The sequence below is a fragment of the Vibrio sp. S12_S33 genome (genome assembly GCF_963889785.1).
GTDB lineage: Bacteria > Pseudomonadota > Gammaproteobacteria > Enterobacterales > Vibrionaceae > Vibrio > Vibrio aestuarianus.
Window position 1 is genome coordinate 1 of sequence record NZ_CAWPQZ010000066.1, and the last position, 10,946, is coordinate 10,946.

The 10,946-nt window shown below is 41.3% G+C and carries 9 protein-coding genes and 1 tRNA gene; 6 read left to right on the forward strand and 4 right to left on the reverse strand.

Features of this window, described 5'->3' with window-relative positions; genetic code table 11:
• The first annotated feature begins 241 nt into the window (after positions 1-241).
• Together AACW06_RS17960 and AACW06_RS17965 are read left to right on the forward strand one after the other, a co-directional pair.
• Positions 242-2,245 carry a peptidase U32 family protein gene (locus AACW06_RS17960; RefSeq protein WP_192076124.1) on the forward strand — a complete coding sequence of 668 codons (2,004 nt, stop codon included), beginning with the start codon at positions 242-244 and terminating at the stop codon, positions 2,243-2,245.
• Positions 2,246-2,486: 241 nt separating this feature from the next.
• A complete protein-coding gene (locus tag AACW06_RS17965) occupies positions 2,487-3,323 on the forward strand; it encodes a beta-1,6-N-acetylglucosaminyltransferase (RefSeq protein WP_192076125.1) in 837 nt (278 codons plus the stop codon).
• A gap of 50 nt (positions 3,324-3,373) precedes the next feature.
• Here the strand turns inward: AACW06_RS17965 and AACW06_RS17970 are convergent, their stop codons facing one another.
• The gene (locus AACW06_RS17970; protein ID WP_192076126.1) at positions 3,374-3,643 is read right to left on the reverse strand and encodes a LysR substrate-binding domain-containing protein; all 270 of its coding nucleotides are present in this window, start codon (positions 3,641-3,643) and stop codon (positions 3,374-3,376) included.
• A 31-nt stretch (positions 3,644-3,674) separates the two neighbouring features.
• Here AACW06_RS17970 and AACW06_RS17975 point away from each other — a divergent pair, with 31 nt between their 5' ends.
• The gene (locus tag AACW06_RS17975) at positions 3,675-4,451 is read left to right on the forward strand and encodes a helix-turn-helix transcriptional regulator (protein ID WP_238336742.1); all 777 of its coding nucleotides are present in this window, start codon (positions 3,675-3,677) and stop codon (positions 4,449-4,451) included.
• Positions 4,452-4,592: 141 nt separating this feature from the next.
• On the opposite strand, the gene AACW06_RS17980 is transcribed toward AACW06_RS17975, so the two are convergent.
• Both AACW06_RS17980 and AACW06_RS17985 read right to left on the reverse strand, forming a co-directional pair.
• Positions 4,593-5,240 carry an isochorismatase family protein gene (locus AACW06_RS17980; RefSeq protein ID WP_192076127.1) on the reverse strand — a complete coding sequence of 216 codons (648 nt, stop codon included), beginning with the start codon at positions 5,238-5,240 and terminating at the stop codon, positions 4,593-4,595.
• A gap of 19 nt (positions 5,241-5,259) precedes the next feature.
• Positions 5,260-5,973 (reverse strand): NUDIX domain-containing protein, encoded by a 714-nt coding sequence (locus AACW06_RS17985; protein WP_192076128.1) that lies wholly within the window; start codon positions 5,971-5,973, stop codon positions 5,260-5,262.
• Between the two features lie 278 nt (positions 5,974-6,251).
• Between AACW06_RS17985 and pncB the strand changes: the two genes are divergently transcribed.
• Positions 6,252-7,505 (forward strand): nicotinate phosphoribosyltransferase, encoded by a 1,254-nt coding sequence (gene pncB / locus AACW06_RS17990; RefSeq protein ID WP_192076129.1) that lies wholly within the window; start codon positions 6,252-6,254, stop codon positions 7,503-7,505.
• A 448-nt stretch (positions 7,506-7,953) separates the two neighbouring features.
• On the opposite strand, the gene AACW06_RS17995 is transcribed toward pncB, so the two are convergent.
• Positions 7,954-8,028: transfer RNA gene (locus AACW06_RS17995), tRNA-Gly, on the reverse strand.
• 220 nt (positions 8,029-8,248) lie between these two features.
• Here AACW06_RS17995 and AACW06_RS18000 point away from each other — a divergent pair.
• Entirely contained in the window at positions 8,249-10,603 is a 2,355-nt protein-coding gene (locus tag AACW06_RS18000) for a fatty acid cis/trans isomerase (protein WP_192076130.1), read from the forward strand.
• 34 nt (positions 10,604-10,637) lie between these two features.
• A complete protein-coding gene (locus tag AACW06_RS18005) occupies positions 10,638-10,808 on the forward strand; it encodes a hypothetical protein (RefSeq protein ID WP_192076131.1) in 171 nt (56 codons plus the stop codon).
• Positions 10,809-10,946 lie beyond the last annotated feature (138 nt).

Sequence of the window (10,946 nt, forward strand, 5' to 3'; positions counted from 1 at the left end):
AGATAGGAAAGTATGATTCGACATGGAAACGGTAGTTTGTGTATGATTTTTGTTTGGCGACTAAACCATATCACTTACTACCGTTTTTTTGTTTTTAGTTCCCGCTAATCCGCGATGAACCTTTTTTATTGCTATCGCATCCCCAGTTCTTCTCTGCGTTTAGATTAAACATCGCAACTGGCTCGATAAATGTGACCATGATCTATATAATCCACAATCCAAATAACAATATGTAGAGTAAATGAGCTTGGCTTTTCAAAAAGAACAATTTGAGTTATTGGCCCCAGGTGGTGACTTAGAATCCATTAAAGCGGCCATTGCTGCGGGTGCAGATGCTATCTACTGTGGATTAGAACGGTTCAACGCCCGAAATCGTGCGGCCAATATCACATTGGATTTGCTTGAAGGCGTGCTCAAGCTTGCTCATCAACATCATTGTAAAATCTTTTTGACTTTAAACATCGTTGTCTTAGAAAGTGAGATTCCTGCTGTCATACGTCTACTTAAACAGTTGGTTGATACCAGTATTGATGGGGTGATCATTCAAGATCTTGGTCTGGCATATATTCTCAAACACCATTTTCCTAGCTTGGATATGCACGCCTCAACGCAGATGAATACGCATAACGAAGGGCAAATATTGCTTTTAGGAAAACTCGGTTCTAGCCGTGTCAATCTCTCTCGCGAACTTAACATCGATGAAATTACCCACTTAGCTCAGTTTGGGCGTAAACATGACGTGCTGATGGAAGTCTTTGTTCATGGTTCTTACTGTATTGGTTTTTCAGGTCTGTGCTATTTCAGTTCAGAGCGCAATGGCGCATCCGGCAACCGCGGGCGTTGCAGCCAACCATGCCGTGACCAATATCAAACTACCGAGGCTGGAAAAAACTATCCACTCAATTTGAAAGACAATTCGGCGTATTCAGATATGGAAGCGCTAGCCAAAGCTGGTGTCTATTCTCTGAAAGTTGAAGGGCGAATCAAAAAAGCTCATTACGTCTATACGGTGGTCGATAACTGGCGTAAACAAATCGATCACTTTTGTGAAACTGGTGATATTCATAATGATATGACCGAGCTGTACAGTGTCTTTAACCGTGATTTTAGCAACGGCTATCTGCAAGGTGATATTCATCGTGATATGTATATCGATAACCCACGCGGCTATACTGTTACTCACTTCAGTAAAGTGTATCAATGCCGTACTGCTGATGACACAATGAAAGTGAAAAAGTCACTTTTTGATAAAACGACAGACCTCATCCGTAAGGTAAACAATATTACACAGGCGATGCCAATTGAAACTGGTCGTACACGCAGTTTGAAAGGTAGTGGTGAAGTCATTGATATTCCACTGCCGAAAGCTGAATCAAATGTAAGTGCTCAGCAACCGTCTGCATTATCGGTTTTAATTGCAGATACCGCCGATTTAGGTTTGCTAGATAGTCACCCAGACGCTAGCTTTTTCTATCAATTACCCGACGCATTGAATTATCAATTGGATGAAATGATCGCTCTATTTAAGTCTCATCCAGACTTGATTCCATTTTTCCCTGCGATTTTGATTGGTGAACACTATCAAGCCGCGCGTGAACTATTAACTCAAACTATGCCGCGCCTCGTTGTGACCAACAACCTTGGCGTTGCAGAACTTGCTCAGTCACTAGGGCTACAATGGGTGGCAGGTCCACAACTGAACATCACCAATTCATTTGCCCTTCAGTGTATTAATCAAGAGCTAAAAGGGGTTGGTGCTTTTATCTCTAATGAATTAAATGCGCTGCAAATGAAACGTTTAGTTAAATCAAATGGGTTCAAGCTTTTTTACAGCATTTATCACCCCATCAACCTATTAACTAGCCGCCAATGTCTGTTTATTCAAAGCATAGGCTGCAAGAAACAGCGAATGAATAAAGGTTGCATGAAACGTTGCGAAAAGAACGCGTCAATCATCAACCTTCAAGATACGTCATATGTGATCAACAAACAAAAAAGTAGTCACAACAGCTTGTATAACGATGTGAACTTCCTGAACCTCGATATCCTCAATGATTTACCCGCTACCTTTACTGATGTGATGATTGATTTGAGAGATATCCCCACACAGACCAAAGTCAGCATTAGTAAATCTGAATTGATCATGCTGTTTAAACAAAGCTTGACTGGTGATGATAACGCAAAAGCGCAACTAGTCGCTTCAATGACCGCAACAACCAACAAGCAATATCAAAAAGGTCTTTAAGACATTTTGCTTCAGATAAAAGTGTGTGACTCGTAACTTGCCGCGAGCCACACACATACCATGGGTAATTCGTCTAACTAGTTTATTGCTCATTTAATCGTCATCACCCCATTGCATTATGGCTATCTACCCCAATATAAGGAGTGAGCAAGAACACGCCTTGACCTCAAAAATATCCTTTTCCTTACTGAGAGAACTGGAGCGTGAAAATACTATTCCCGCTTTCTCAAGGAATACTGTCATGATTGCTTACCTTGTTTTAGTGCATCGATATCCAGAGCAATTTAAACGTCTATTTAGAGCTATATACCACCCTGAAAATCACTACTTGGTGCATGTTGATAAGAGCTCAGGTAAAGAAATATCGAATACTATTTCGACCTATTTAGAAGACTACCCTAACGCTGAAGTTCTAGAGCCTGAAAATGCATTGTGGGGTGGGTATAGTCTGGTCAATATTGAGCTTCGTGGCATGGCTAAACTACTCGAAACCAGTAAAAACTGGACTCACTTTATCAATCTAAGTGGCCAAGATTTTCCGTTAAAAACTCAAGCCTACATCCACAATTTTTTAGCAGAAAACCCGAGTAAAGAGTTCATACGGGCGCTTGATCAAAATGAAAACCGACCAGAAACAATAAATCGTATTCACAATATGTGTTTTGAATTCGGTGAACAACTTTATCGACCTAAACTATCTAGAAGATTCATGACTGGGATCACCCCATTCATTGGAACTCAGTGGATGATTGTATCTCGCAGATTTTGTGACTTTGTCTGTAACAGCAGTGTTTCTGAACCTTATAAGGAGTTTTACAAGAACACGTTTATTGCTGATGAAGGTTTCTTCCAAACAGTGATGATGAATAACGATTGCCATGGTGAAGTTATTCAAGATGACTTGCGTATGATTGATTGGGTTCCTGATGGTGATATAAAACTTCGCCCAAGAACGTTCGATATCGGTGACGCATCTGAACTTATTTCTAGTACAAATTTCTTCGCTCGAAAATTTGATCTGCTACAAGATGAAGAGGTTATCGATAAAATCGAACTTCATTTAGCTAGCGCAATGTAAATTATCTTTGAAGTACCCCCCAAATTTATAGAGGGTACTTCATCGTATTGTTATAGATTGGGCTCACTATTTTCTGGAAACCTCTCTAGAATATAATCGATCAGCGCCTTAGCCTGCCGTGACAAGGTTTTCTTCCGAGGATAAAGTAGCCAACCATGAACTTGTTCCGTTCGATAGTTCGGTAGTAACTTCACCAATTTACCATTTTCGACGTATTCTTGTGTATCATGATCAGCGATACAGCTAATTCCTTGATGATCGAGGTAAGATTGGGTCAATAACCCCACATCATTAACAATTAAATGTCCTGAGACAGTCACTGATTCATTGTTAAATATCCTGTACTACGATTTGCCAAAACACTTTCATGATGAATACCGCTCATACGATGCACCACGTCTTTGTACTATTTTACAGGGCCACAAAGAGGTGGTGATTGATCAAGCGGAACAATTTAGTTATCAGCGAGAGCAATGTGTGTTACTTCCTCCGCATTCAACAGTTTATATGTCGATGACTGAGTACACTAAGGCATTAGTTTACGAATTTAGTGACGAAATTATTGATGGCGTACGTTCACAAGTGAGCGAACAACTTGAAGTAGACTGCGAAGTCAAATTTGACCATAACCAATTTCAGCTCGAGCAATTACAAGATCAATTGCTTAATACGCATGTACGAGTACAGTCAATACTGCAAAGCAGAGATAACAACATTCCATTCCTGTTAGATTTGACTTGCCAAGAGTTAGTCTATGAGCTGTTAAAACGACAAGGTTGCCACGATATTCTACACCACTATAAAAATCATCCGATTAACCGCGTGATCAGCTTGATGAAATCAAACCAAGGTCAAGTCATGTCGATCTCAGACTTTGCTGAAGAAGTGAATATGTCACTACCAAACTTCAGTCAAAAATTCAAAATGATCACCACTCAAAGCCCTAAAGAATTCATGACCAAAGTTCGCCTGACTAAAGCTAAGCGTTACCTATCTTCGATGTCGGTGACGGATACCGCTTTAGAATTAGGTTATGAAAATATTTCTCACTTTATTCGATTATTTAAGAAAGAATTCGGCATCACCCCCAAGCAATTTAAACTGACCCAAGAGTTGTCATGCCGATGAGCCTAGGGCGTGTTGACCTTTCGAGCTGATCTTTGCAGCGGTTTGTGGGTTCTTTGCACAAGGTAGAAAGTTTGAAATGTAGTTTTTACTTGATAATCCAATAACGTAGTTAAAATGGCCTACAACCACTGTCAAATAGACTTATAGTATAGCGTCAGAATTTTCGACCAATATCACGCCTTTGTCGGCCAGTTCGCCAATAACCGTGCTTGCATTTTCTGGAAAAACGGCTCGTGTCGAGGCGAGGTTTAGGATCACACGAAAACCGGCATCAAGAAGCTGCTCGACTGATTTCTTGACACAAAAATCCAAAGCTAACCCACCCACAATCACGGTATCTATCGCTTTTGCTCGTAGAAACTCAATCCCGCCAGTGGACAACCTATCGGCTTGATCGTGATAAAACGCCCCGTATGGATGAGCGTCTGGGTCAATGCCTTTGTTAAGTTGAAAGTCGTACTCGCGAACAGCAGGCAAGCCAGGTAGCAGCTCAACTCCAAGCGTTCCTACCACACAATGCGGGTTCCACTTAATGTCTACTTCTGGCAATCCTACCGGTTGCAGCATCCTATCGGGTGATTCTGCTTCCCATGCCGCACCTGGTGGGTGCATATCACGAGATACCAACCTTATACTGGCTTTATTGTGGTTGTGTTTAAGCTCATCAACAATCTCTAACGCCCCCGCAACAGGTAACTCATTAGGACATAGCTCACTAAAACCTTTCTGTGGATCAACATCAACCGAAGCTGTTTTGGCTTTATCAATCTTTATGGTTTGCATTTGCATGATTCACTCCTTGTTGGGTTTAGCGCAGACAGGTTTGAAAATAAGTCACACTTTTTTCACTAAGGCTATAAACCTGCGCCGGCTTACCGCCCTTCCCTCTATTGGTCGACGCCATTTTCTTCGCACTCACAATCACGCCAGTATCAATTAAGCGACGCTTGACCGTCATACGATTAACCTCGACACCGAACTTTGCATAGACCGCGATAATATCCGACACCAAAAACTCTTTTTCCAAAACAAACAGTGCCACTGACGTATATTCAATCGCAGCTCTTAGTTTCTTCCATGCCAATTTAATGAGCTCTGCATGGTCAAAAGCCAGTTCAATTTCATCCTTTAGTACGCGTTCAAGGGTAAACCATCTTAATTGCTCTTGGCACAGCCCACTGTTTTCAATCTGCTCGACATTGGCATTATTGAGCAGCGCATAGTGCGCAATCGTCACACTCCAACCATCTGGGTCTCGCTTGGGGTTCCCCTCAACCATAGGCTCACTAATGTAGTGCGGATAGGTGTGAATTTTTTGCCGACATATACGTTTACGTGCTGCTTCAAAATCTTGGTCGGCTTGCTGCCCACCTTGCTCAGTAAGGTCTTGCTCAAATACGAATCCACCGGGAATAGACCACAGACCATGTTGCGGCCGATCAGGGTTATTGCGCTTAATCAATAACACCTCCAAGCCTTGTGTTCCAATTCGAAGACATATCATGTCAATGGTCACTATCATCGTCAGTTTCCTAAGTCCCTAATTGTTGGTTACATTACCACTGCCACATTACAGGTCAACAGGAAAGTAACTAACTGTGACTAACCTTATTTATTTTGAGACGGTCACCTTTAAGCGTATGCCAATAAGATAAACCGATTAGATAGCATAGACTAAAAGGTAATAGGCGCAATCCAACCCAAAGTGCTAAATTATGGTTAATAACGTAATTTGACAAACCAAATGCAAATTACTAAAGTGCCAACCAGTAAGAGCCAGATAAAAGATAGGATGGCCGTATGAATACCAAGCTTTTCAACCACAAAATCATTCAAAGCGCGCTTGATCTTGATGTTTATAAGATCAACATGATGTGCGCTGCTTATCGGCTCTATCCTGAAACTCAAGTACGTTATGAGCTCATTGTTCGTTCAGATGAAAACCTGACTGGTTTTAAACACCAAATAGAGCAAGAGATTAACAAACTCACTGACTGTCATTTTAATCGTGATGAAATAGACTATTTACACTGCCAAGCGCCTCATCTCGACCAAGGTTTTCTGAGCTACTTAGCGAAATTCAGATTTGCTCCAAAACAACAAGTGACCGTATCCGTCGCTGATGAGCATGGTCAAAATCAATTAAAAGTCTCCATACAAGGGATTTGGCATGAAACCATTTTGTATGAAACCTTGGTGATGAGTATTATCTCGGAAGTGCGTAACCGTGAGCTGTGGAGTGGTATTCCCTACGCGCAATTTCACAATGTTTTGCAAAATAAGGTCAACAAACTAAAAACTGAGTTAGCCCGACACGAAATTACTAATTTCCAGTTTTCTGAGATGGGTAGCCGCCGCCGCTTCAGTGCTCAGGTTCAGCACGATGTGGTTGACTATTTTCGTCAACATGCGCCAGAGCTGATGTCTGGTACTAGCAATTACCACCTTGCTAAAAAATTTCAACTGACCCCAATTGGTACTGTTGCGCACGAATGGTTTATGGCCCACCAGCGACTAGTCGACACGGCTCAATCCCAAGCAATCGCCCTAGATAGATGGCACGAAACTTTTAAAGGCAAATTGGGCATTGCCCTTACCGATACCATTGGCATAGATGCATTCTTAAACGACTTTACCGCGCAGCGCGCCAACGCTTACGCTGGGGTCCGTCACGATTCAGGATGTCCATTGATATGGGGCGATAAGATGATTGCTCACTATCAAGCTTTGGGTATTGATCCAATGTCGAAAATATTAATTTTCACAGATAGCCTCGACTTCGACAGAGCGCTAGAGATTTGTCAGTACTTCAGTCAAAGAGCGAATATTAGTTTTGGAATTGGTACATTCTTAGCTAATGATATGGGCGATTGGCAGAGCCATAATAAGCGATATAAGCCATTATCGATGGTGATTAAAATGGCGCAATGCAATGGTAAAGCAGTCGCGAAAATCAGTGATGAACCGGAAAAAGCGATGTGTGAAGATCCGCTCTTTCTTAACCACTTAAAACAATATTTTGGGCTGGACGTTGAGTTGGACAGAGCAAGCTAAGCCTGACTGCACAATTTTTACCTTTTTAAACACATCCTCTTCATTTTAACCCCTTACGATTGTATGGTATTTGTGCAACTTAAAGTAAGTCATGACGAGGTCGTACAGGCAATTTGTGCTGGTTATGAAACTCATAACTAGACAATTAGAATGTAGATACGAACTCTCTAACGCTTGCGTCAGGAGTTGTCTTAACAACCATTGAACGCGCAGACTGAAGAAGAACTAAAGATCGATCTATAGCGATGGAACGTTCCTTGGTACACAAGGAAAACGCACTTCTTTTGGGTACTCAAAGTTAACCCATTGAAAGGGAAAGTAAAAACGAGAATAGTAGCTAGAGTTACGATTTCGAAAAATGCACATCGCGATACCTTGTCGTATCAGTGCCAATTGGGATCACTTGAAATTGATGTAACTATTTGAAATTATTGGAATTGGATAATTTTGGAGCGTACTGCGGGAATCGAACCCGCATCATCAGCTTGGAAGGCTGAGGTAATAGCCATTATACGAAGTACGCTATGTCGTGAAGACCTAGTTAATATGCCACATCTAACTGAAAAGAAAACCCTTTTTTTAACGAAAAACATCCAAGTGAACATTAAACAAGCAAGTTTCATTTAATAGATTAAAAATTGCGCTTAACTTGTTTTGAACTGCGGTTATATTAAAACACCGTCAGTGGCATGTTCTGTGATTATTTGCTTTAATAACCACACATTCTTTAGATATTTAATCCTATGCCATTTCATCGACTTCTTATTGTTACTCTTGTTGCGCTGTTTTCAGGCTGTGCAATGTACGCTGGTCTTAATTACGACCAATTATTTGGTGAGCCAGAAGTTCAAGCTAGGCAAACGCCTCTGGATTCTCAACACGCAGAATTCTTCTTAAATCAAGTTAAACCGATTATTGATAATCGCTGTGTTGTTTGTCACGCCTGTTATGATGCGCCTTGCCAATTGAAAATGTCTTCTGTGGAAGGTATCGATCGCGGCGCGAGTAAAGATCTCGTTTACCAAGGCACTCGCCTAACCGCATCGAAGCCGACCCGCTTGTTTGAAGATGCTGAATTTACTCAACAATGGCGAGACTTTGGCTTTCACCCTGTGCTGAACGAACGGGACCAAACCCCTACCGCCAATATGGAAGCTGGATTAGTGGCAAAGCTACTAATGCAAAAAGAAACTCACCCGCTCCCTTCACAAGCTCAGTTAGAAGGGTTTGATTTTTCAATAGATAGAGAACAGATTTGCCCAACTATTGAAGAATATTCAAAATACGAAAAAGACTACCCAACGTGGGGAATGCCTTATGGTATGCCAAACCTAAGTGATCATGAATACAATACATTGCTGGCTTGGCTAAAAGATGGTGCATTGATGAACGCGCACATACCGCTAACGGCAGAACAATCCACACTTGTCGATCAATATGAAAAACTGTTGAACTACAGTGCCAGAAAAAATCAGCTGACGGCTCGCTACATTTATGAGCATCTATTTCTCTCACACCTCTATTTCTCTGAGCTTGCAGAGCAACCAAGGTTCTTCTCATTAGTCCGTTCAGCGACTCCCCCTGGTGAACCAGTCAAGCGTATTAGCACTCGCAGACCTTATGATGACCCAGGGGTAGACCGAGTCTATTATCGCTTAATACCAGAACAGGGCAGCATTGTTGATAAAACACATATGCCCTATGCTCTAAACAAAAAACGGATTGAAGATTGGAAAACGTGGTTCATTGATACCGATTATCAGGTAACTGAGCTACCGAGCTATGATGTTAAAGTTTCGGCAAACCCAATGACGGCTTTTGATGCGCTTCCCGCTAAAGCTCGCTTCAAATTTATGTTGGATAACGCTCAAAATACGGTCATGGCCTACATAAAAGGTCCTGTATGCCGAGGGCAATTAGCACTCAACGTAATTAACGACCGCTTTTGGGTTTTCTTTATTGACCCAGAAAAAGCCGATTTACCGGAAGTTAACGATTTTTATCGTTCACAAAAAAACAATTTAGAGCTGCCAGGTGAGCTTGAAAGTAATACCTTACCAATTCATAGTTGGATACATTTCTCCAAACAGCAAGCGCGTTACTTACAAGCAAAATCTGAGGCGAGTAATCAGTGGTTCAAAAATGGTGAAAACCTCACAACTGATATTCTATGGACCGGCGATGGTGTAAACCCTAATGCCGCACTCACGGTGTTCCGTCATTTCGATAGTGCCTCGGTTGTACAAGGCCTAGTTGGGGAAAAGCCCAAAACGGCTTGGATTTTAGATTATGCGCTGCTCGAACGAATTCATTATTTATTAGTGGCAGGGTTTGATGTTTACGGTAACTTTGGCCATCAGCTCGTAACACGAATGTTCATGGATTTTCTGCGACTTGAAGGGGAAAGTAATTTTCTCTCACTTTTACCTCGCGACGTTAGACACAAAGAGCACTCAGATTGGTATCAAAATCAAAGTAAGCATTTAAGCGATTACTTACTACGAAATGTTGCTCCATTTGATCAGCCTACTGGTGTTGTATATCACTCTGAAAACCAGAAATCTGAACTGTTTGATATGCTCAAAGAAAAACTAGAACCCGTGCTGTCTGATCATTTTGATATCGTCAACACTGGTTTTTCTCAACAAAATGAATGGTTACTTTCGGGGGTCAATAAGATAAAGGGAGAAGGCTTACTTTCAATACCCCAGGTCACCATGATAATGATCAAATCAAAGCAAGGGCAAGAACAGTTATTTACACTACTACATAACAATGCGCACACTAACATTTCGAGCTTATTCGATGAAAAAAGTAACCGCGACCCGAAAAATGATGATTTGACCATAGTCAGAGGTGTTCTAGGTAGTTATCCCGAGGCTTATCTGTCAATGGAAGAAAAAAATATTCCTGAATTGGTTGAACGCCTAACCAATATGCGAAGTGAAGAAGATTACGTTAAGCTATTAGATAGATTTGCAATTCGTCGTAGCTCACCAGACTTTTGGCCATTTAGCGATAAAGTTCATGCTTGGTATAAGAAAAATCAACCTATCGAATTTGGTTTACTTGACTACAATAGATTTGAGAATAGATAAAAATCACTTAATCAGTGGATACAGGAGGTGCGCGATGGCAATACGAGATAACATTGAAGCACTTGAACAGCAAATTTATGTTGCATGCTCAGAAGGTGACTACGAAACGGTTAACCAGTTAGAGTACCAATTGGAAGTGCTACTAAGTAAAGCTGATCACCCTTTCGACGACGAGTCACCATTAGATGATGACAAATGGCGTTGAAAATTAATAAAGTGTATTAGTTCCGACTAGATCTGACACTTCAATTTGAAAAGAAGAGAGTTACCCGCTTTGATTAAAGGTGCTTAATCACTAATCAAAGACAAAAAGAGGTAACTCTCATGCTTCATACTAGCAATC

Coding starts and splice junctions, on each gene's coding strand:
- AACW06_RS17960 (WP_192076124.1), top strand. CDS start 242: ATGAGCTTGGCTTTTCAAAAAGAACAATTTGAGTTATTGGCCCCAGGT.
- AACW06_RS17965 (WP_192076125.1), top strand. CDS start 2,487: ATGATTGCTTACCTTGTTTTAGTGCATCGATATCCAGAGCAATTTAAA.
- AACW06_RS17980 (WP_192076127.1), bottom strand. CDS start 5,240: ATGCAAATGCAAACCATAAAGATTGATAAAGCCAAAACAGCTTCGGTT.
- AACW06_RS17985 (WP_192076128.1), bottom strand. CDS start 5,973: ATGATAGTGACCATTGACATGATATGTCTTCGAATTGGAACACAAGGC.
- pncB (WP_192076129.1), top strand. CDS start 6,252: ATGAATACCAAGCTTTTCAACCACAAAATCATTCAAAGCGCGCTTGAT.
- AACW06_RS18000 (WP_192076130.1), top strand. CDS start 8,249: ATGCCATTTCATCGACTTCTTATTGTTACTCTTGTTGCGCTGTTTTCA.
- AACW06_RS18005 (WP_192076131.1), top strand. CDS start 10,638: ATGGCAATACGAGATAACATTGAAGCACTTGAACAGCAAATTTATGTT.